Source organism: Acinetobacter seifertii (genome assembly GCF_000368065.1).
GTDB lineage: Bacteria > Pseudomonadota > Gammaproteobacteria > Pseudomonadales > Moraxellaceae > Acinetobacter > Acinetobacter seifertii.
The window spans coordinates 750218-771112 of sequence record NZ_KB851200.1 but is presented as its reverse complement, the minus strand read 5'-3'; the positions used below and the strand labels follow the sequence as shown (position 1 = coordinate 771112).

At 37.0% G+C, this 20895-nt stretch carries 22 protein-coding genes and 1 pseudogene; 7 read left to right on the top strand and 16 right to left on the bottom strand.

From position 1 onward, the window contains the following. Positions 1-14: 14 nt before the first annotated feature. Complete coding sequence (locus tag F985_RS11105; RefSeq protein ID WP_004700943.1) at positions 15-734, top strand: UDP-2,3-diacylglucosamine diphosphatase; 720 nt, start codon at positions 15-17, stop codon at positions 732-734. A gap of 47 nt (positions 735-781) precedes the next feature. On the opposite strand, the pseudogene F985_RS11100 reads toward F985_RS11105, so the two are convergent. Further along, positions 782-1547: pseudogene (locus F985_RS11100) on the bottom strand (IS5-like element ISAba31 family transposase). 45 nt (positions 1548-1592) lie between these two features. Next, positions 1593-1832: a hypothetical protein gene (locus tag F985_RS26110; protein WP_004700938.1), complete on the bottom strand. Its 240-nt coding sequence runs from the start codon at positions 1830-1832 to the stop codon at positions 1593-1595. A 138-nt stretch (positions 1833-1970) separates the two neighbouring features. Here F985_RS26110 and nfsB point away from each other — a divergent pair, with 138 nt between their 5' ends. Continuing rightward, entirely contained in the window at positions 1971-2624 is a 654-nt protein-coding gene (nfsB, locus tag F985_RS11090; RefSeq protein WP_004700937.1) for an oxygen-insensitive NAD(P)H nitroreductase, read from the top strand. A gap of 36 nt (positions 2625-2660) precedes the next feature. Here nfsB and F985_RS11085 read toward each other — a convergent pair whose 3' ends face one another. From F985_RS11085 to tsaE, 5 genes are all read right to left on the bottom strand, one after another. Beyond that, on the bottom strand, positions 2661-3518 hold the full coding sequence (locus tag F985_RS11085) for a DMT family transporter (protein ID WP_025469112.1): 858 nt from the start codon (positions 3516-3518) through the stop codon (positions 2661-2663). Between the two features lie 131 nt (positions 3519-3649). Further along, entirely contained in the window at positions 3650-4162 is a 513-nt protein-coding gene (hfq, locus tag F985_RS11080) for an RNA chaperone Hfq (protein ID WP_004700932.1), read from the bottom strand. 94 nt (positions 4163-4256) lie between these two features. Further along, a complete protein-coding gene (gene miaA, locus F985_RS11075) occupies positions 4257-5201 on the bottom strand; it encodes a tRNA (adenosine(37)-N6)-dimethylallyltransferase MiaA (protein WP_004700930.1) in 945 nt (314 codons plus the stop codon). Between the two features lie 6 nt (positions 5202-5207). Then, complete coding sequence (gene mutL, locus F985_RS11070) at positions 5208-7163, bottom strand: DNA mismatch repair endonuclease MutL (RefSeq protein WP_004700928.1); 1956 nt, start codon at positions 7161-7163, stop codon at positions 5208-5210. Beyond that, on the bottom strand, positions 7156-7629 hold the full coding sequence (gene tsaE, locus F985_RS11065; protein ID WP_004700925.1) for a tRNA (adenosine(37)-N6)-threonylcarbamoyltransferase complex ATPase subunit type 1 TsaE: 474 nt from the start codon (positions 7627-7629) through the stop codon (positions 7156-7158). Before tsaE ends, mutL begins: the two co-directional genes overlap by 8 nt. A gap of 119 nt (positions 7630-7748) precedes the next feature. Between tsaE and F985_RS11060 the strand changes: the two genes are divergently transcribed. From F985_RS11060 to F985_RS11050, 3 genes are all read left to right on the top strand, one after another. Beyond that, positions 7749-8657, top strand: coding sequence for a pseudouridine synthase (locus F985_RS11060; RefSeq protein WP_004700923.1), 909 nt, complete (start codon positions 7749-7751; stop codon positions 8655-8657). A 111-nt stretch (positions 8658-8768) separates the two neighbouring features. Next, positions 8769-9077, top strand: coding sequence for a type II toxin-antitoxin system RelB/DinJ family antitoxin (locus F985_RS11055; protein ID WP_004700921.1), 309 nt, complete (start codon positions 8769-8771; stop codon positions 9075-9077). A gap of 103 nt (positions 9078-9180) precedes the next feature. After that, positions 9181-9624 (top strand): GNAT family N-acetyltransferase, encoded by a 444-nt coding sequence (locus F985_RS11050; RefSeq protein WP_004700919.1) that lies wholly within the window; start codon positions 9181-9183, stop codon positions 9622-9624. Here the strand turns inward: F985_RS11050 and F985_RS11045 are convergent. Together F985_RS11045 and F985_RS11040 are read right to left on the bottom strand one after the other, a co-directional pair. Next, complete coding sequence (locus F985_RS11045; protein ID WP_004700917.1) at positions 9617-10321, bottom strand: pseudouridine synthase; 705 nt, start codon at positions 10319-10321, stop codon at positions 9617-9619. The two genes, F985_RS11050 and F985_RS11045, sit on opposite strands and share 8 nt — an antisense overlap. Positions 10322-10424: 103 nt before the next feature. Then, on the bottom strand, positions 10425-10643 hold the full coding sequence (locus F985_RS11040; protein ID WP_004700915.1) for a hypothetical protein: 219 nt from the start codon (positions 10641-10643) through the stop codon (positions 10425-10427). 254 nt (positions 10644-10897) lie between these two features. Here F985_RS11040 and F985_RS11035 point away from each other — a divergent pair, with 254 nt between their 5' ends. After that, a complete protein-coding gene (locus tag F985_RS11035; protein WP_004700914.1) occupies positions 10898-11350 on the top strand; it encodes a DUF441 domain-containing protein in 453 nt (150 codons plus the stop codon). 50 nt (positions 11351-11400) lie between these two features. On the opposite strand, the gene F985_RS11030 is transcribed toward F985_RS11035, so the two are convergent. Together F985_RS11030 and F985_RS11025 are read right to left on the bottom strand one after the other, a co-directional pair. After that, positions 11401-12321 carry a LysR family transcriptional regulator gene (locus F985_RS11030; protein WP_004700912.1) on the bottom strand — a complete coding sequence of 307 codons (921 nt, stop codon included), beginning with the start codon at positions 12319-12321 and terminating at the stop codon, positions 11401-11403. 260 nt (positions 12322-12581) lie between these two features. Further along, positions 12582-13010, bottom strand: coding sequence for a hypothetical protein (locus F985_RS11025; protein ID WP_004700910.1), 429 nt, complete (start codon positions 13008-13010; stop codon positions 12582-12584). 226 nt (positions 13011-13236) lie between these two features. Here F985_RS11025 and F985_RS11020 point away from each other — a divergent pair, with 226 nt between their 5' ends. Beyond that, entirely contained in the window at positions 13237-14436 is a 1200-nt protein-coding gene (locus F985_RS11020; protein WP_004700908.1) for an MFS transporter, read from the top strand. Between the two features lie 26 nt (positions 14437-14462). On the opposite strand, the gene F985_RS11015 is transcribed toward F985_RS11020, so the two are convergent. From F985_RS11015 to F985_RS10995, 5 genes are all read right to left on the bottom strand, one after another. Then, positions 14463-15446: an ion transporter gene (locus F985_RS11015; RefSeq protein ID WP_004700906.1), complete on the bottom strand. Its 984-nt coding sequence runs from the start codon at positions 15444-15446 to the stop codon at positions 14463-14465. Positions 15447-15584: 138 nt separating this feature from the next. After that, complete coding sequence (locus F985_RS11010; protein ID WP_004700904.1) at positions 15585-16019, bottom strand: hypothetical protein; 435 nt, start codon at positions 16017-16019, stop codon at positions 15585-15587. 229 nt (positions 16020-16248) lie between these two features. Then, on the bottom strand, positions 16249-18888 hold the full coding sequence (locus F985_RS11005) for a bifunctional aconitate hydratase 2/2-methylisocitrate dehydratase (RefSeq protein WP_004700901.1): 2640 nt from the start codon (positions 18886-18888) through the stop codon (positions 16249-16251). A gap of 257 nt (positions 18889-19145) precedes the next feature. Beyond that, the gene (locus F985_RS11000) at positions 19146-19508 is read right to left on the bottom strand and encodes a hypothetical protein (protein WP_031944452.1); all 363 of its coding nucleotides are present in this window, start codon (positions 19506-19508) and stop codon (positions 19146-19148) included. 133 nt (positions 19509-19641) lie between these two features. Beyond that, positions 19642-20883 (bottom strand): lactonase family protein, encoded by a 1242-nt coding sequence (locus F985_RS10995; RefSeq protein ID WP_025469109.1) that lies wholly within the window; start codon positions 20881-20883, stop codon positions 19642-19644. Between the last annotated feature and the right edge of the window lie 12 nt (positions 20884-20895).

Here is a 20895-nt window from a genome sequence, read left to right as displayed (position 1 = left end):
TTTAGGAATAAGCTGTGACCTATCTGTTTATTTCAGATTTACATTTGTCACCTGAACACCCTCGACTCGTTCGAGGGTTTTTAGATTTGTTGATACATTATCAAAATAAGCAAACACAGCTTTACATTTTAGGTGACTGGTTTAACGCTTGGATTGGTGACGATTATTCAGCCCCTTGGCTCGATGAAATTGTCGAAGCTTTAAAAGCATTTAATCAAAAAGGTAATCGAGTATACTTTCAAGTCGGTAATCGTGACTTTGCTCTAAATCAGGTTTTCCTGAATAAGTTTAATGGTGTATTACTCCCCGATATTTATTATCTTAATATTGCAGGCCATCGATACCGTTTAGAACATGGCGATGCGTTATGTACGGATGATATTTCTTATCAAAGATTTAAAAAAATTATTCGAAATCCCATTTTAGTCGCTTTTTTACGTCGAACACCTCTAAGTTTCCGCACGAAACTTGTCAATGGTTTCCGCAAAAGAAGTCATTCCGACAAACAACACAAAAGTTATGAGATTATGGATGTGAATGAACAAGCCGTGCTCTCCGCCCTAAAAGATATAGACATACTTATTCATGGACACACTCATCGTCCAGCTATTCATGAAGTACAGCATAAACAACGGATTGTACTCGGTGACTGGAAAGAAGATCACGCACAAATTTTAGAAATTGATCCCTCTTCAAATACGCAACAGCTCGAATTGATTGTCTGGAATTATTAGTTAGAAATTAGTCACTTTTTATTTGAACTTTTAGGGTTTGTTGACATTTACTGTTCATAATTAACCCTATAAAGGTAGCCATAAAAATATACATGCTAAAGCAACAGAACTTTGATAATTTCTTTTGAGCTTGTCATATCGAGTAGCTATTCCTCTAAATTGCTTTAATCTACAAAACATATTTTCAACTAAATGCCTGATTTTATATAAATACCAGTCCATATGGTCATTGTTCGATTGGCTATTTGTTTTCTTTGGTATATTCGCTTTAGTCCCTGTTTTCCTGATCTGTTCACGCAGTGGTTCTGAATCATAGCCTTTATCTGCACATACCACTTTTGTCTCTTTTAAATCTAATGTTGATATTAAATCAGGTGCAACTTTAACATCATGTGTGGTTCCATCGGTAATCATGAAATCAATAGGATTGCCATGTGCATCAACAATCAAATGTATTTTTGAGGAGTTTCCTCCTACACTTTTAGAAATAGATTGATTCGCTATGCCGGCAGAATGTTGATGAGCACGTACATGAGAGCCATCAATAAAAATCCACTCCATATCGGGGCATGAGGCTAGTAATTTGAATAATCTAAGAAACTTACCGCTGCTTGACCAACGATTAAAACGTTTGAAAATAGAGTTTGAATGACCAAAACAGCAAGGAATATCTCGCCACGGACAGCCTGTTCTAATTCTATAGAGAATAGCTTCAATAAAATTGCGTAAATTTGAGTTGTGGTGAATGGATAAATTACGCAGAATAACTTTCAACTTTTGCCAGTGTTGATCTGTCAGCATAGTACGAGGCATAGCGAATAGTAAAATTGGGTTTGGCGATTTGATTTTACTACTTCGCTATTTTTTTAAGCTAAAAGTGTCAACACACCCTAATTCTTTAATTTTTTTATTTAAATCAGAATCGTAAATCACACACATACTAGCAATAAATATAAATTTCCAACTTATATATGCATGATTGTGATAATCAATATATAAAATAAGAAGACTCAATACAAATATAAGAATAATAAAGGCTTTAACAACTCTAATTTCTCGCAGCTTACTCTTTGCATCTTTGGGCATTAAATCAAACATTTTCAATAAATTATTAAAAAATTTATATAAGTATTATATTTCTTTATCACATTAAAATGCAGATGTTTTCCTACAAAATCGCGTATCATGCCAAAGATTAGAACACTTCGATTGTAATAAGATTGATATGGAGTAAGTATGGATTTACTAAATACGGTTAAAAGTCGCTACACCACAAAAGCGTATGATCCTGAGAAAAAAATTCCTCAAGAAAAACTCAATAAATTATTAGAAATTTTACGCTTCACCCCTTCTTCAGTGAATATTCAACCTTGGCATTTCTTGGTGGCTGACAATCTTGCTGCTAAAGAACGCATTGCTAAAGCCTTAACAGGGCGATATGCCTATAATGCTCCTAAAGTTCTTGAGTCATCACATACGCTTATATTTTGTACAAGAACAGATATTTCACCCGAATATTTAAATCAATTACTTGAGCAAGATGATTTAAGCGGTCGATTTAAAGATGAAAAAGCAAAACTTGGTCAAAAAGATACACGTCATGGCTACGTTGAGTTTTATCGCAATGAACAAAAAAATTTATTTGGCTGGATGGAAAACCAAACTTTTATTGCTTTAGGACAACTACTTTTTGCAGCTGGTCTTGAAGGCATAGATGCAACCCCTATGGGTGGCTTCGACGAAGATATTCTAAATGAAGAATTTGGCTTAAAAGAAAAAGGCTTACGTAGCTCTGTCATTGTCTCACTTGGCTATAGAAGTGAAAATGATTTCAATGCGAAGTTGCCAAAATCTCGTCTGCCAGATGAAGTTATTTTTACACATTTATAAGATTAGCAGAGTTCAAAAGAACTGTCTTTTGAACTCCTATTTCATAGCTAAGGCTAAACAAACCAATCCACTTATTCCCAAAATCGTTCCTAAAATCGTTGGGAGTTTTAATTTTTCTTTATATAAAACTACACCACAAACTATCCCAAGTAATACCACTAGAATATTCATGCTTGCAAAGACAATCGCTGGTGAATCTTTAAGTAAAATATGTGCTTTAACATACAAGGCAATGTTTGAAAAATTAAGTACACCTAGTATTAATCCAGCCACAGTATTTTTAAAATTCCATGCTGACTTTTTTTGGAATAATAAATAAATTATTGATAATACAAAGGCTGTAATAAAAATCAGATTCAAAGTTAACGTAAATTGTAGCCCCAAACTACTCGTGTATTTTAACAAGACATCTACAGCAGCATAACCAAACCAGACACTCATTAACGCAAGAATTGCCTTTTTCGATTGATGGCCTGAAGTGCCATTTATCTGTCCAAATACGATTAAAATAACAGCAAAAATTCCTAAACCAATACCTAATAATTTAAGAGAACTAAACTGTTCATGAAAAAAGAAATAAGCTGCTAACAAAGAAAGTACTACAGATAGCCGCTGAGCGATTTCAGTTTTGACAATACCAGCATATTCTAATGATTTTGCAAGACACACAAAAATACTCGGTAGAATGATCCCTAATGCGAAAATTAGCCACCAAGGCGTGTTCTGTATAGATATATGCTGTATATCTGGCTTAAACCACCAATAGCATAACAAGCTTGCACTAGCATAATTCCATGCAATCATCTGCATGGGCTGGTATCCCTTTTTCTTTAAATTTTTTAGCAGCACGGAAACCAAAACACTGCACAGTGCTGCAGCAAATATTAATATCATTCGCAAAGAACCAATTAATTAACCGAAATTTGAAGAAATGAGATGAACTGAAGGCTAGCTAATTTACTTTTATATTTTTAAAGCCATAAAAAAACCAGTCAGTTTATGACTGGTTTTTTTATGGTAATCAATTAACGATTATTTTCGTCTTCTTGACCATCTTCAAATTTAGAATCGCCATCAAAACCGCCTTGGTGTCCACCGAAGCCGCCTTGACCGCCGAAGCCACCAGCTTGACCACCGAAGCCACCTTGACCGCCGAAGCCACCTTGACCGCCGAAGCCGCCACCTTGACCGCCGAAGCCACCTTGACCGCCGAAGCCACCTTGACCGCCGAAGCCGCCACCTTGACCGCCGCCAAAGCCAGTACCTTGACCACCGAAGCCACCTTGACTACCACCCTGAGCTGGGAAACCTGCACCTTGTGCACCTGCTGGACGAGGGTTACGAGCTGGAACAACCGTAGAAATAGCGTGTTTGTAAACCATTTGACTTACAGTATTTTTTAATAAAACAACATATTGGTCAAAAGATTCAATATGACCTTGTAATTTAATACCGTTAACAAGGAAAATAGAAACTGGGATACGTTCTTTACGGAGAGAATTTAAGAACGGATCTTGTAAAGTTTGACCTTTAGACATTTTTAACTCCAAAAAAAAATTTTTAAATCAGCGCAAAAAAACTATCTTTATTTTTCAACTAAAAATTATAAAAAGACAGTGTGCAAATTTTGCTTTATCCATAAGAGTTTCGCAAGTCTTCTTTCGCCTGCTTTATCGTCAAGTAAGTTTTAAAATCGTGTATTTCTTGCAAAGAACGTAACCACGTATATTGACGTTTGGCAAGTTGTCGTGTTGCAAATAAGGCTTTATCCTCCATTTCCTGCTTTTTTTTGAGACTCATATCACTTTTTAATAGAAATTCTAGAGCTTGTCGATAACCAACTGAACGCATAGAGGGTAAATTTTCATCTAAATCGTATTTTTCAATTAGAGACTCAACTTCACTCAAAAAACCGATACCCCACATTTTGCTCAATCTTTGCTCAATGCGTTGATGTAATTCTAACCGATCTGGAAGCAAAGCATAGTTATGAAATATGTATCGATATGGTACATTTTTTGGTTGTTCAGCCTGCAATTTAGTAATTGGTTGACCTGTAATACGATAAACTTCAAGCGCTCGGATAATTCTTTGCTTATCAGAAATCTTAAATTTTCCAGCAGCAATCGGATCTACTAGCAATAAATCATTATAAACGGCTTCCCAACCTTCATTTGCCGCTTTTTCTTCAATTGCTGCACGAACATTTGCATCAGCACTTGGTAAATTACTTGATAAGCCTTCCAAGAGCGCCTTGAAATACAACATGGTTCCTCCTACCAAAATAGGAGTTTTACCGCGCGAATGCATTTCATCAATTAAAGCACATGCATCTTCAACAAACTGAGCGGCCGAATAAACTTCAAGTGGGGAAATAATATCAATCAAATGATGTGGATATAGCTCCTGCTCTTCACGAGTGGGTTTAGCTGTACCTATATCCATATCTTTATAAACAAGTGCAGAATCAACTGAAATTAACTCAAAATTTCCACGCTCATAAAGTTCACATGCCAAAGCGGTTTTTCCGCTTGCAGTCGGTCCCATTAAATTGATGACGGGCAATTGATTTGACATGTAAAACTACTCTCCTCGAGCAAATAATTTATCTAGTTGAGATAATGGAAATGCACGCCAAGTTGGACGGCCATGATTACACTGACTCGCAAATTCAGTTTGTTCCATTTGGCGCAGCAAAGCATTCATCTCAGAAAGGCTGAGTTGTCTGTGCGCTCTCACTGCCCCATGACACGCCATACCTGCTAACAGTTCATCACGCTTTTGCAATAACCCTTGTGCTTCATCATTTGGATCTAAATCATTTAGAAGTTCTGGAATAAGATTTTCAAAATCCGCTTTTTGCAAGATAGCTGGCACACCACGCACAATCACTTGCTCGTCGCCATACAGATCAATCTCTAATCCTAAGCGTTCAAGCTGAGGTTTTAAATCTTCGACCCGCACAGCTTGCATACGACTAATTGAGATCACTTTAGGTATAAGCAACTGTTGAGACGTCCAAAACTCAGGTTTATCCCAAGCATTTTTCATTTGTTGCAGCAAAATACGTTCATGTGCTGCATGCATATCAACAATAATCAACCCTTCCGTATTTTGCGCCAGAATATAAATTCCATGAAGCTGAGCAATGGCAATACCTAATGGAAATTCATCGACTTTAGCAACAGGCTCAATATTTTCATCAACTGAAAAATTGGCAGCAGGTTGATCACGTAATGGAGCCAAGTAAGTCTTTAAGGCATTATTTAACTGCGCAGAACCATTATATTTTGGAGTTTGTTCTGCATAGTGAACAGCTTGTGGACGACTGTCATTAAAATCAGTTAAAAGTTCAGTAGACGGCTGATAACTACTCGGCTTGTCTAGTGTTGTATCAACAGCTTGCTCTGTACGATGCAATGTGAATTGTTCTTGATATTTAGGCTGAGGTTGTACCCATGAGGCCTGAGTATCGTCCACCTTCATAGCTTGGGCTAAATCAGCACTCGCTGTCTGAAATTGTGCTAGGGTTTCTTTAGCGTAATGTCTTACAAACTCATGTACTTCGCGTTGATTTAGAAAACGAATCTCATGTTTGGTTGGATGAACGTTAACATCAATATTTTCAGGATCAACTTCTAAGAAAAGTAAATAAGATGAATGCTGATGACCATGTAAAATACCGTCATAAGCCATTCTTAAAGCATGTGAAATGGTTTTATCTTTCACAATTCGGCCATTTACATAGACATATTGTAAGTCTGCTTGAGCACGTGCATCTGAAGGATGTCCTAACCAACCCGACAAACGCATGTTGATACTGTCAGCATCTATCCAGTAAGCATTTTGAACAAACTGTTGACCCAATAATTGCTGTACACGCTGAAATCTTAATTCACCGCTATCGGCTATTGGTAAATTAATCCGAATATTATCGTTATGCTCGAGTACAAAACGTATATCAAAATGTGTTAAAGCCAGACGACGTACAATTTCTTCAATATGACCAAATTCAGTTGTGGGCTTTTTTAAAAATTTACGGCGAGCAGGAACGTTAAAAAATAAATCCTGAACTCGAATATGAGTGCCCTTTTGTGCAGCCACAGCTTGTACTTGTTGGTGGTCAAAGGCTGTACCATTCACTTCAACCTGATGACCAATTCCGCTTTCATCTTGGCTACTGGTTAAAGTTAATCGTGAAACCGCAGCAATAGAAGCAAGCGCTTCACCACGGAAACCTAAACTGACGATTGCGTGTAAATCTTCTGCTGTTTTAATTTTACTTGTTGCATGACGCATGACTGCCAATGGTAAATCATCAGAATATATTCCATGCCCATTGTCAATGATCTCGATTAGTGTTGATCCGCCTTGTGCAATCCGCACAATCAGTTCAGTTGCACCCGCATCAATTGAGTTTTCTAATAATTCTTTTACAACCGATGAAGGACGCTCAATTACCTCCCCGGCAGCAATCTGGTTGGCTAACGCGGCGTCTAATGTATGAATACGACGTTGTGCTAGCTTTTCATCAGTCATGAAGCTGTTCCTGCAAAGTCTGGTACAAATGCTCTGTTGTTAAAGTTAAAGTGACGAAACGATTGAGTTCATCATCTGATTTTTGAATATCAATAACAATATCTGCCTGCGGTATTTCGTCTCCACCTTTCGATGGCCACTCAAATAAAAATAGTGCATCCTGAATGTCTAAATAATCACGAATTCCCATTAATTCAAGTTCGTAGGGGTCATTCAAACGATATAAGTCAAAATGAAAAATTTCTTTATTATTGATTTTGTATGGTTCAACAAGTGTATAGGTAGGACTTTTAACCGAGCCTTTATGCCCTAAAGACTGCAAAAAATAACGGGTTAATGTCGTTTTACCGGCACCCAAATCGCCAATCAAATAAATCACACCGGCCTGAACATGCTGCGCCAATGCCTGAGCTAAACGCTGGGTATCTTCTTCATGATTTAAGACAATTTTCAATGAATACGACATAACACACATAACATGATTCAAAATAATCGATATGATAACATTGCCCTGCTTTAAAGCCTACTTAAGTCCTTAACGATGGCTTTTTTTACACCACATTTATTAAATATTGACACAGTTTTATGTCTAGTCCGATTGAATTTTTCCCACCTATGATTGATGGCGTAAGCGCAAGCCAAGTCTATCTTCCGACTCAAACAAATGCTCAGACAATCTATCAATTTCTCTGCGAAAATTTTCCTCATATAAAAACAGTTGAGTGGCAACAACGTTTTCAAGATGGGCTTATTTACGCGGCAAATGGCGAAAAATTAACATTAGACAGCCCATATATAGCAAACACCCATATTTTTTATTATCGCTTTCTTGCTTATGAAGCCCACGTTCCGTTTGAACATCAAATTTTATTTGAAAATGATGACTTGCTTGTTGTAGATAAACCTCATTTTTTAACCATTAGTCCAACAGGGCAATATGTACAAGAAACGCTATTAGTCAGATTAAAAAAACAAACGGGCAATGAGTTTTTAACCCCAATCCATCGATTAGACCGTGAAACTGCGGGAGTCGTTTTATTTTGCAAACGGCCACAGTCACGCGGGGTTTACCAACAGTTATTTGCAGATCGTCAAGTTCATAAGATTTATCATGCAATCGCTCAATATAAAGCTGAATTAAAATTTCCTCAGACTTTAAAACTCTATTTAGATAAAGGTACGCCTTTTTATACAATGTGCGTTATTCCCCATACCAAAACCAATACAGAAACAAAAATTGAGTTGCTCGAGCATAACCAATCTTGGGCTAAATACTGTTTAACACCCACTACAGGAAAACAACATCAACTCCGTGTGCATTTAAGCCATTTGGGAATTTCGATTAAAAATGATCCGTTTTACCCAGTAGTTCAACATAAAACTGATGATGATTTTTCTCAACCGTTACAGCTATTAGCTAAGCAAATTTCTTTCATAGACCCCCTCACAAAACAGGAAATGGTTTTCAATTCTCGCTTTGAATTGACACTGTAATCATATCGTAATGACAAAAAGATTATTTTTTATGCTGAAAGACATTGAAATTACATTCCGATGGTTTAAAATAAATCCCTAAAAATTAAAAATCATTTGGTTTTGTTATTCATGCGAAAAACAGAAGTTTATCAGGTTCGACTTGACTCCCAAGAGAAAAAACAGGCTTTTGCTGTTTTTAAACAATTGGGGATTACCCCTGCCCAAGCAGTGCGACTGTTCTTTAAACAAGTCGTCTTAACTAAATCTATTCCTTTTGCGATCGAAAATCAGAACATTAATATGGAACAATTATTAAAACTGAGAAAAGCGAAAGCATCTTCCTTAAATCAGAACCCTTCAAGTTTAAATGAAGATGATGACCACGAAGATTTATTTGAAGAATTAAATGCCTTATTGGGTGAAAGTGACAACACTTAACAGTGTTGCATTTTTAAACAACTTTTAACGTCAATTGGCTTTTTTTTTAGTTATGCTCTCTTTGTAAAAACATAAACATAAACATAAATACAAGGAGCGCCTAATGATTGTAAGACGAGCGACCAAAGAAGATTTAACACAACTTGCTGTCCTATTTGATGAGTACCGTCAATTTTACGGTGCATCTTCGAATCTTGATGAATCACATCATTTTTTAAAACAACGTTTTGAAAATAAAGAAAGCGTATTTTTTATTCATATTAAAGATGAAAAAATCACTGGTTTTGTCCTTCTCTATTTAGGTTTTTCTTCAGTTGCTTGTTCAACTTATTACATCTTAGATGACGTATATGTCACTCCAATGTTCCGTCGTCAGGGTTCAGCAAAACAGCTTATTGATACAGCGATTTTATTTGCAAAACAAGAAAATGCTTTACGTATTAGCCTAGAGACTCAAACGAACAATCATGAATCTCACCGCCTCTATGAAAAAATGGGCTTCATTAAAGACAGTGAATTTCAGACATTTCATTGTTTTCTTAAATAATATTTTGAGCGAGTTGTTTTTCCTGCTCAGACAAATACACCCAATCCCCTTCCTCAATTTCAGGTAAGACCAGTTGGCCTATTTGATATCGATGCAGTATTTCGACTTTATTGCCAACAGCAGCAATCATTCTTTTGACTTGATGATATACACCTTGATGAATGGTCATCGTTAACTGATGAGTTCCAAGTAGTGCTACATCTGTAGCAGCAAATATCCCTTTTTCTTGGTGTAAATTAACGCCTTGAGTAAGCATTTCAATTTGTTCAGGTGTGACTGGGTCATAAGTCGTCACATGGTAAACCTTTGGAACATGTTTACGAGGATGCGTTAAAGCTTGAAGATATTTACCATCATCAGTAAGTAACAATAAGCCAGTTGTATCTTGATCTAAACGACCAATGGCTTGCACACCACGTTGAATAATAGTTTCAGGCAATAAGCTAAAAACGCTTTGATGATGCTGAGGATTGTGCGAACACTCGAAACCTTCCGGCTTTTTCAGAGCAATATAAATTTTTTCTCGATACAGATAATTTTGACCAAAAACAGAAAATTCAAAATTTTCAGGAGAGAATTGCTTTTTAAGATCACTCGCAACCTCTCCATCAATACTTACAGAACCATTTTTTATTAACTGCTGGCAATATTTACGTGAACCGAACCCTTGTGATTGCAAAATTTTTTCCAGCAGCATAAAGCTTTCTCTTTAAAACAAAACCATTATTTTAACGCAGTTTCAGAACTTTATTACCCTTTTTGCTTTATCAACTTTGTACTTAAGTCTCACCTTTTTAAAGTTATTCTTCAATGACGCGATAAATTTTCTCGTTTTGTTCACTTTCAAATAACAGTTCAGTCGTAGGCAAGATAATTTCATTATCCACAATAATATGTTCAATTCGCTGACTTAGCTTTAGAGGCTCATTATCATGTTCAACCAAATTCTTCTTTAGTTGAGCTTTCGCATCATAAATTTTTTCGAACTGGTCTTTAATTTTAATATCAACAATGTCCATATGAATCATCCTAAAATTACGATTAATGATTATTTTTATATCACAACATTTCAAAAGAAGAGTTTTTAACTTGTTAATTTATATAACATCGTTTCCAATCGTAACCAGAAAGCAAAACTCTTTATGATTGAATCATATAGACTAAAATTGTCATTACAAATTCATTCTCTAATCTTTGCAACTTTTAAATGCTTTCACATTTTGATTCTCAATTATTATACAATTCAAATTATTTGCTTTCCTTGCCACTCTCCATGCTTGCCCAATTCGATGTTAATTTAGTTGTTTTACTGGTTTTGCTGATTTGTGGCTTATTAAGCCAAAATGCTGCTGTAACAATTGCAGCAGGTGTGCTTATTGTGATTAAGATTACCCCGCTAAATGAGTTTTTTCCTTATATCCAAGCGCACGGTCTTAATTTAGGAATTCTTATTTTAACGATTGGCGTACTTACCCCCATTGCGAGTGGCAAACTTAGTGGAGAAAGTATTTTAAAATCGTTTGTTAGTTTTAAATCTTTGATTGCCATTGCAATCGGTCTACTTGTTGCTTGGTTAGGTGGACGTGGTGTAAAACTTATGTCAAGCCAACCTGATGTAGTTGCGGGCTTACTCATTGGTACAGTTGCAGGCGTTGCACTACTTCGCGGAGTACCAGTTGGCCCACTCATTGCAGCAGGGCTATTATCTTTATTCATAGGCAAATAAAAAGGCACATCTAAGTACCTTTTATTACTACTCGGGTTAAGTACCCATGTTTAGCCTGAATAATAAGAATTTCGCTTTAAAGAGAACTTTTCTAACTGTTTTAAAAACCCCTCAAAATAGCTCTTCTCTTTTTCTTCAACTCTATAGCCTGCATATAATGTACGTCTTAAACCATTTTGAGAAACACAATCTAAACGGCGGCTAGTGACCCATCCCTTTTGCTCATATTCATTTACTACCCAGTCTGGTAAAGCAGCAATACCTCGCCCACTCGCTACAAGCTGAATAAGCATTTGAGTTAAATCTGTTGTACGAATTTGTTTAGGTTGAATATTTGCTGGTATAAACAGTTTCGACATTATGTCTAAACGATGCTTATCAACGGGATAAGTAATAAGAACTTCTTCTGCAAGGTCTTGGACCGTAATATTTTCAGCACGAACCAATCGATGAGTGTTTGATAGAACTAAACGTGATTCATATTCAAAAATTGGAAAATATTCAATTCCTTTTAATGCAATTGGATCGGCTGTAATGAGTAAATCAAACTCACCATTTTGTAAAAGCTCATGTGGGTTTGACTCAAAGCCTGAAGCAAAATCTAAATCAACATCTGGATATTGATGACGGTATTGATTGAGCAAAGGCATTAGCCAGTCAAAGCAGCTATGGCATTCAGAAGAAAAAATAATTCTACCCGTTTGCCCATGCACAATACGAGTAATATCACTTTGAGTAATTTGAATCTGTGGCAATACATCATCAGCCAATTTGAGCAAGCGCTGCCCAACATTCGAAAAACTAACAGGTCTGCTTCGACGATTCACGACCTCTACCCCATACCAATGATCTAATTCTTTTAATTGGTGAGAAATAGCAGAGGGTGTTAAACACAAATCATTAGCTGCCGCAACAAGTGAACCATGTTCACGTAATGCAACCAAAGTTTTAAGATGACGAATTTCTAACATGGGCAAAAGCCTAAATAAATAGATTTATCCATAAATTTTGAAACTTTTCTCTTATTTGAAGAAAATAGAGTGAGTTTAGATAAATCATTATTAATGAATAGTATTCATCTTATCACAATATTAATTAATATGTCTCAACTTGCTTTTTACTTGATTATTTTTAAGGTGAATAAGCCAATTAAATTTTAAAACATTGATTTTATTTAATATAATTTTTTAACATATACAAAGAAAAAGGCCTAACGGCCCTTTTCATTTCATCACTCTGCTTTTGGTTTAGGGAATGCCTGGTCAAAATCGATGAGCTTAAAACTTTTCACCAAATCATCTTGCCCGTACGTTACTTCATAAGAAGTTTCTTTCCCACTAAAATACGCCTCAGTTGGTGTTCCAAATACTTCCCATAGCCCGAATGACGCAACATCCGCTATACCGTGTCCAAATGCACGGCTGACTTTCGCCCATTTTGGATAGCCTTGTTGGAAAGTATAAATCTCGACTCTTGTACCATCACGATATTCAGAAAGTACAGGTGCTCCTAGCTCAGCAATGACATAATTGCGAGAACTACCCGGATTTAACACGTTTAAATTTTTTTTACTTGGTTGATTACCCGCCATAAAGACTGAGCAACCTGACGTAGATAACATAACCAACCCCATAAGGCAGGCAATACTTAATTTTCTCACGATTTAGATTCTCTATTTTTTAAATATTTATACAACTTATTGTAATGCCTAAAGTATTACGAACTTATCATATATAATTTATTAAAAAATTTCGATAAATTATTTAAAATAAATATAAAATGCTTTTGCTTAAAACCTGCAACTGTACGCTCAATGTTTTAGTTTTTTATTATTTTGACCTTTTTCCCTTATACTTTCATTTTTGAGCCTCCTTTTTTAATTTATTATGGCGTCCCCCCAATCTTCATCCAACACACCTCAACATTATTCACTGTTCTTAGCAATTTTCTCTCTCGCAGTTGGTGGTTTCTGTATTGGCACCACCGAATTTGTGGCAATGGGCCTTATTCAAGAAATTGCACACAACCTAAATATTACAGTACCTGAAGCTGGACATTTTATTAGTGCGTATGCATTAGGTGTTGTTATTGGCGCCCCTATTATTGCTATTTTGGGTGCTAAAGTACCTAGAAAGACTTTATTGCTTTGTCTCATGCTGTTTTATGGTATTGCTAATGCTTGTACAGCCCTAGCAGATACGCCTGAGACCGTTTTAGTTTCTCGTTTTATTGCAGGTTTACCCCATGGTGCATATTTTGGAGTGGGTGCTCTAGTCGCTGCTGAACTTGCAGGCCCATCACGAAGAGCTTCTGCAGTTGCACAAATGATGATGGGTTTAACCGTTGCTACGGTTATTGGCGTACCTTTAGCGACATGGTTAGGCCAACATTTTGGTTGGAGAGCAGGTTTTGAATTTTCAGCAACGATTGCATTTTTTACTTTAATTGCTGTAGCTTGCTTTGTGCCGAATATTCCGGTTCAAGCTACTGCCAGTATAAAAACAGAATTGGCTGGGCTTAAAAATATAAATATGTGGTTAACCCTTGCGGTCGGTGCAATTGGCTTTGGAGGCATGTTTTCGGTATATAGCTATGTCTCACCTATTTTGACTGAATATACAAAAGTTAATATTCAAATCGTTCCTATTGCGCTAGCCCTGTGGGGAATTGGGATGGTGATTGGAGGTTTAACAGCTGGCTGGCTGGCAGATAAAAACCTCAATAAAACCATTGTAGGCGTACTTATTAGTTCAGCAATCGCCTTTGTTGTTGCAAGTTTTCTAATGAGTAATATATATAGTGCTATTGCTTCTTTATTCTTAATTGGATTGACTGTAATGGGCTTAGGCGGAGCATTACAAACACGCCTGATGGATGTTGCAGGTGATGCACAAACACTAGCAGCTTCACTGAATCACTCAGCTTTTAATCTTGCGAATGCATTAGGTGCATTTTTAGGTGGTTGGGTACTCAGTCATCAGATGGGCTGGATTGCACCGATCTGGGTAGGGTTTGTATTAAGTCTTGGTGGTCTTATTATTTTACTTATTGCATTTGCTGTAGAGAAGGCAACTCAAAAAGCCTGACTAGCGCCAGACTTTTGACCAAAATACTAGTCTGTTAGCTTTCCACCACAATGTGGGCAATAACATTTCCTTTCCCTTTCCACTTCTTTTTCTTCTAATACCTTTTCGCGCATGATTTGAATAATCAGATTATGCGCTTGTTCTTTTGGCAATCCGACTTTTTGCCGAATACGTTCTATTTCAATTTCATCGTGCATGATATCTATACCACGCACTTGAAGTAACTCTCGGAACTCTTGTTCAAGGCGCTGATTACGCTGGTTCAGTTCATTAGCTAAACCAGAGGCTAAAATACCAGCCGGTAAAGCAGCAATCCCTACCCCTAAAATTGTAATCAAAGCACCTAGCAACTTTCCTAAGCTGGTTACAGGTGTGACATCACCGTATCCGACAGTAGTTAAGGTAACGACTGCCCACCACATTGCTTTTGGAATAGAGCTAAAAGCTTCTGGTTGAGCTTTATTTTCAACCACATAAATACCTGAAGCAGTCATAATAATCATAATGATTAAAATGAAAATTACTGCCTGAAACGAGCCCTTTTCCCTTTTAATGACACAAAGCAATATTTGTAAAGAGATAAAATAGCGAGTTAATTTTAATAGTCGAAGTAAACGTAAAATTCTAAGCATACGAAGGTCTATTCGTACAAAGAAATTTAGATATGCAGGCAGAATTGCCATGAGGTCAATCAGTGCCTCTCCACTCTTCATCCAAGCAAAACGCTGTTTCCAAGCAGGTTGTGTCGGATCACGTTCGACTACACTCCAGAGACGCAAGAGATATTCAATACTAAAAATTGTGATAGAGATATTTTCAAAGTAGTCAAACCATATACGATAGCTGTAATACAGATCATTTACTGTTTCTAGCAGTACCGCAATTACATTTCCTATAATTAAGAAAACCAAGAAATAGTTAATACATCGACTTACTGTCGTTTCGTAATCATGATCATGAAGGTTGTTATAGAAGAACTTACGTAATGCCTTCCAAGCTAAAATTCGCATACGGATCTGAGCCACATTATTTTGAACATATATTAAGCTCACACACGTAAATTCACCACTATAATGCTTAATAAAATATTTTATTAATTGTATTAGCTAAACAATCATAAAGAATATTTCATATTTTCTAATTATATTTTAATGGGCAGCAACATATCTAAACTCATTTTCTTCCCACCATTGCACATCATAAATACCACCATGTGATTTCAAAATGACATTAATATAATTTTGAAGCAGCATAATATGATGAGTAATATCCAATTTTCTAAAAAGAAATCTTTTCAAAATTGGTGTATTTGGTGAAATAAATATTGCGAAACCATTGCTGTATTCTTCATAAACACTAATACCAATATACATCGTGATCTCTGGTAGAGGTACTTCTATTTCCCAACCCCAACGCTCAGGATTTAATTCGATATTTAAGTGATATCTATTTTTCAAGATACTATAAATATATTGTGCAATATCTTCAGTTTTCTGTACTAATGTATTTCCGTCTTCTGTTGATAATTTTTGATCATATAACTGATAGTCATCAAATTTAAATTCAACAATTGTCTTTAGCATTTTTAAGTTCCATATATAAAATACCCGTGTTCTTTTTAATTATTTTTAAGTTCATGAAAACATTTTAAAACAAAAACTTCTTTAATATCTAGCGCTATATTTATTTTTACATTTTAAATATACAAAATATGATCTATTTAATATTTTAATTTAAAAATTGTGTATTAATTCTCTTTTAAATAAAAAAGGAGCTGAATAATCAGCTCCTTTTTTGTACTAAATTGAGGTATTAAGTCAATTGAGCAGCAGCAATTTTCTTAGTATCTACTTTATCAGCAGCATTTGTATATTCGCCCATTTGGTCGAAATTCAAATATTTGTAGATGTCAGCAGACATACTGTCAATTTGAGCTGCATATTGTTGATATTCTTCTGGAGTTGGTAATTTACCAAGTACAGCAGCAACAGATGCAAGCTCAGCAGATGCTAAGTAAACGTTAGAACCTTGACCTAAACGGTTAGGGAAGTTACGTGTAGAAGTCGATACAACAGTTGTGTTCGGCGCAACACGTGCTTGGTTACCCATACATAATGAACAACCAGGCATTTCAGTACGTGCACCAGCACGGCCATAAGTGTTATAGAAGCCTTCTTCCATTAACTGGTGTTCGTCCATACGTGTTGGTGGAGCCAACCATAAACGAGTTGTTAATGAACCGCTTGGTACTTTTTCAAGTAACTGACCAGCAGCACGGAAGTGACCGATGTTCGTCATACAAGAACCGATGAATACTTCATCAATTTTGTCACCTTGAACGTCAGAAAGAAGTTTTGCATCATCTGGATCGTTCGGGCAGCAAAGAATAGGTTCTTTGATTTCTGACAAATCAATTTCATACACTTTAGTGTATTCAGCATCCGCATCAGCTTTAAGTAGGCTTGGGTTTGCTAACCATTTTTCCATGTTTTCAACACGGCGAGCCATAGTACGAGCATCACCATAGCCTTGTGAAATCATCCACTTAAGCATTGTGATGTTAGAACGTAAGTACTCAGCAACCTTCTCTTCAGAAAGTGTGATTGCACAACCAGCAGCCGAACGTTCAGCAGAAGCATCAGAAAGTTCAAATGCTTGCTCAACTGTTAAGTCAGTTTCCATTTCTGTTAAGTCGATTTCTAAGATACGACCAGAGAAGATGTTTTTCTTACCTTTTTTCTCAACAGTAAGATCGCCTTCTTTGATTGCATAGTAAGGAATCGCATGTACAAGGTCACGTAAAGTGATACCAGGCTGCATTTTACCTTTGAACTTAACAAGAACTGATTCAGGCATATCAAGTGGCATTACACCAGTTGCAGCAGCGAAAGCTACAAGGCCAGAACCTGCTGGGAACGAAATACCAATTGGGAAACGAGTATGCGAGTCACCACCAGTACCTACTGTATCTGGAAGAAGCATACGGTTTAACCAAGAGTGGATAATACCGTCACCCGGACGTAAAGATACACCACCGCGGTTCATAATGAAGTCTGGAAGTGTATGTTGCATTTGTACGTCAACTGGTTTTGGATAAGCAGCAGTGTGACAGAAAGATTGCATAACTAAGTCAGCAGAGAAGCCCAAGCAAGCTAAGTCTTTTAACTCGTCACGAGTCATAGGACCAGTTGTATCTTGAGAACCAACTGTAGTCATCTTAGGTTCGCAGTAAGTACCAGGAATTACACCTTGACCTTCTGGAAGACCACATGCACGACCAACCATCTTCTGAGCTAAAGTGAAGCCTTTGCCAGTTGCAGCAGGTTGTACTGGAGTACGGAATAATGTAGATGGTGCAAGACCTAAAGCTTCACGCGCTTTAGCAGTCAAACCACGGCCAACGATCAAGTTAATACGACCACCAGCACGCACTTCGTCTAAAAGAACTGGAGTTTTAAGTTCAGACTCAGCGATTTGCTCACCGTTTTTGAACGCAGTTACTTTAGCTGCCGAGTGATCAATCTTAAGAACGATTTCGTCACCCATGTTCATGTTCGCAACGTCAATTTCTACAGGTAACGCACCAGCGTCTTCCATAGTATTGAAGAAAATCGGAGCGATTTTAGAACCTAAGCAGAAACCACCGTCTTTTTTGTTTGGAATGTGAGCGATTTCGTCACCGAAGAACCAAAGCACAGAGTTTGTCGCAGATTTACGAGATGAACCTGTACCAACAACGTCACCTACATAAGCAACTTGGTTGCCTTTAGCAATAAGTTCTTTGATTTGATTTAATGGACCAACTTCACCTGGTTTTTCAGGATTGATACCATCACGCTCGTTTTTCAACATTGCGTTTGCGTGTAATGGGATATCCGGACGGCTCCAAGCGTCTTGAGCTGGAGATAAGTCATCGGTGTTTGTTTCACCCGTTACTTTGAATACAGTAAGTTTGATTTCTTCTGGTACGTCTTTACGGCTAGTGAACCATTCAGCATCAGCCCAAGATTGTAAAACAGCTTTTGCATTTGCATTGCCAGCTTTAGCTTTGTCAGCTACGTCATGGAATGCATCAAATACAAGTAATGTTTTTTTCAATGCTTCAGCAGCTAAGCTACCTAATTCAGCATCATCTAGAAGCTCAACTAAAGGCGCTACGTTATAGCCACCAAGCATCGTACCTAGTAAATAAACTGCACGTTCTTTAGAAACTAGCGGAGATGTCGCTTCGCCTTTTGCAATCGCTGCCAAGAAAGCTGCTTTTACGTAAGCTGCTTGGTCAACACCTGCAGGAACACGGTTTTCAAGCAAATCAACCAAGAATGCTTCTTCACCTGCCGGTGGGTTTTTTAATAACTCAACAAGTTGAGCAGTTTGAGCATCATCAAGTGGCTTCGGTGGGACTCCGAGTGCGGCACGTTCAGCAACGTGTTGGCGGTAAGCTTCTAGCACGGTGTTCATTCCTCTTTTTTTAAAAAATTACTTGTAAATTCCAGCTTTCACAAAGCTTCACAAGTAATATGGACTACAAAATTTTACTAGAGTTCAAGCTAAAAGTTAATGCGCGCGGGGTGTTTCTCCGTGATGCCCATTATTTTGTAACTAAATACCCCTGTGTAAATAATGATCTTAATGACTGACGTATCATGCGATATTTTGAATTGAAAGAACACTCCACCTTAGTGGAGTGTTGACGATGTCTTGTACACTTAGAACTTTTTGTAGTTTGGCATTTTGTCATGTGGTGTAACTAAGCATTCATCTGCCATTTGTTTTCTAATTTTTTCTTGTAGAGCTTCTGGGTTAGTTTTTAGCTCATCTTGTGGAATAGCATAAACTTTCTCAATAATATTCAAGATGAATTTTTTGGTGATCTCATCTTCAATTTTATTTGCATGCTCAACCGCTTGAGACTTTTCAATTGCTTGCTGGCGGTCAAATACAATACTTCTAGCCGCATTACCAACACTGGTACAAAAGCCATGCCATTGTTCTTCAGGTGTCAAAGGTTTTTTCTCTGTACAGCCGACTAACAACATTCCTATCAAGACAAATAAAACTTTTTTCATCATTACTCTACACAGACTAAGCTGCCCACATCATACTGAATCTGACAGACTTTGCAAAAACTGCCATAAAAAAACCGAGATACCAGCTCTCGATCTTTTATATGAAGTGTCAAAAATATAGGTTGCTTTACTCAAATTAATTAAAGAACTTAATATCAGTAGGTGTAGATATTTTTGCAGCATCGCCAGCAGGTTTTAAGCTACCGCTTTTTGCATCAAAGCGGAACAAACTGATGTTATTACTATATACATTCGTCACATATAAATATTTACCTGTTGCATCGAAGGAGAAAGCTCGTGGTTCAATGCCATTAGCTTTATAAATGACTGGTTGACCTAACAACCCATTTTGTTGAATTTTAAATACCAAAAGTTTGTTGTCTGCGCCACGATTGGCAGCAATGACATATTTGCCATCTGGACTCAAGATAATTCCACTCGCACTCTTAAATTCAGGTGTTTTATCTTCATGTACCAACTTTAGCTCAGCTATTTTTTTCAGATGTCCATCTTGTACATTGAACGCTACAATTTCACTTCGCATTTCTGCGGTAATGTACGCGTGTTCGCCATTTGGAGAAAAGACCATATGGCGCGGCCCAGAACCATGAACAAACTTCACATCTCGACTGCTGTCTGCTTCAAGTGGTTGGGGTTTGTTAGGGTTATAACGAAAGGCATAGACTTTGTCATTTCCTAGATCGCTCGCATATAAATACTTACCATCTGGACTGAAAGTTGTCGAATGTGCATGACCACTTTCCTGACGACCTTTGACATGGCCAGAACCTTCAGCGAAAACAATATTCTGTACCATTTCACCTACATGTCCATTTGGCAAAATTGGCAAAACGGCTACACCACCACGACCTTTATCAAATGCAGAATAATTCGACACGAATAGGAATTTACCATCTAAACTGATTGAGGCGTGTGTTGGATGCCCACCATGGCTATCTACTGTATTTAGTACCTCTACCTTTCCGTTTTGAACTGATAATGCAGTGACTTCTCCTAAATTTTCTTCATTTGTTGTATATGCAAAACGACCATCTTTCGATTTCACAATCCAAGAAGGACTTTTCATTTTTAATACTTTAATAGGAGTTAAAGTCCCATCCCTATTAACTTGAAACTGGTACAAACCTTCGCTGGCCTGCTTTGGTTTTTGCACAAGTGGTGCATTAGGAATAGATGTCCATGTTCCTACTAAAGCGATTTGTTGGTCTGCGGCATTAACTATGTTACCCCACCCAAGTGATAAAAACGTCAACGACAAAGTTGCTGTTAATTTCTGAATCAATGCACGATATTTAAGCTTTATATCGTTATCCTTGCTCTCTGTAATTTCAACACAAGTAACTTTTTTCACTGGCATTTCCTTGAAAAT

Excerpts from the sequence above, each read along its gene's own strand:
- F985_RS11020 (WP_004700908.1), top strand. The coding sequence starts at position 13,237 with ATGGCGTCCCCCCAATCTTCATCCAACACACCTCAACATTATTCACTG.
- nfsB (WP_004700937.1), top strand. The coding sequence starts at position 1,971 with ATGGATTTACTAAATACGGTTAAAAGTCGCTACACCACAAAAGCGTAT.
- F985_RS11060 (WP_004700923.1), top strand. The coding sequence starts at position 7,749 with ATGTCTAGTCCGATTGAATTTTTCCCACCTATGATTGATGGCGTAAGC.
- F985_RS11030 (WP_004700912.1), bottom strand. The coding sequence starts at position 12,321 with ATGTTAGAAATTCGTCATCTTAAAACTTTGGTTGCATTACGTGAACAT.
- F985_RS11055 (WP_004700921.1), top strand. The coding sequence starts at position 8,769 with ATGCGAAAAACAGAAGTTTATCAGGTTCGACTTGACTCCCAAGAGAAA.
- F985_RS11085 (WP_025469112.1), bottom strand. The coding sequence starts at position 3,518 with ATGATATTAATATTTGCTGCAGCACTGTGCAGTGTTTTGGTTTCCGTG.
- hfq (WP_004700932.1), bottom strand. The coding sequence starts at position 4,162 with ATGTCTAAAGGTCAAACTTTACAAGATCCGTTCTTAAATTCTCTCCGT.
- F985_RS11035 (WP_004700914.1), top strand. The coding sequence starts at position 10,898 with ATGCTTGCCCAATTCGATGTTAATTTAGTTGTTTTACTGGTTTTGCTG.
- tsaE (WP_004700925.1), bottom strand. The coding sequence starts at position 7,629 with ATGTCGTATTCATTGAAAATTGTCTTAAATCATGAAGAAGATACCCAG.
- F985_RS11010 (WP_004700904.1), bottom strand. The coding sequence starts at position 16,019 with ATGCTAAAGACAATTGTTGAATTTAAATTTGATGACTATCAGTTATAT.
- miaA (WP_004700930.1), bottom strand. The coding sequence starts at position 5,201 with ATGTCAAATCAATTGCCCGTCATCAATTTAATGGGACCGACTGCAAGC.
- F985_RS11050 (WP_004700919.1), top strand. The coding sequence starts at position 9,181 with ATGATTGTAAGACGAGCGACCAAAGAAGATTTAACACAACTTGCTGTC.
- F985_RS11015 (WP_004700906.1), bottom strand. The coding sequence starts at position 15,446 with ATGCGAATTTTAGCTTGGAAGGCATTACGTAAGTTCTTCTATAACAAC.
- mutL (WP_004700928.1), bottom strand. The coding sequence starts at position 7,163 with ATGACTGATGAAAAGCTAGCACAACGTCGTATTCATACATTAGACGCC.
- F985_RS11045 (WP_004700917.1), bottom strand. The coding sequence starts at position 10,321 with ATGCTGCTGGAAAAAATTTTGCAATCACAAGGGTTCGGTTCACGTAAA.
- F985_RS11000 (WP_031944452.1), bottom strand. The coding sequence starts at position 19,508 with ATGATGAAAAAAGTTTTATTTGTCTTGATAGGAATGTTGTTAGTCGGC.
- F985_RS26110 (WP_004700938.1), bottom strand. The coding sequence starts at position 1,832 with ATGTTTGATTTAATGCCCAAAGATGCAAAGAGTAAGCTGCGAGAAATT.
- F985_RS10995 (WP_025469109.1), bottom strand. The coding sequence starts at position 20,883 with ATGCCAGTGAAAAAAGTTACTTGTGTTGAAATTACAGAGAGCAAGGAT.
- F985_RS11040 (WP_004700915.1), bottom strand. The coding sequence starts at position 10,643 with ATGGACATTGTTGATATTAAAATTAAAGACCAGTTCGAAAAAATTTAT.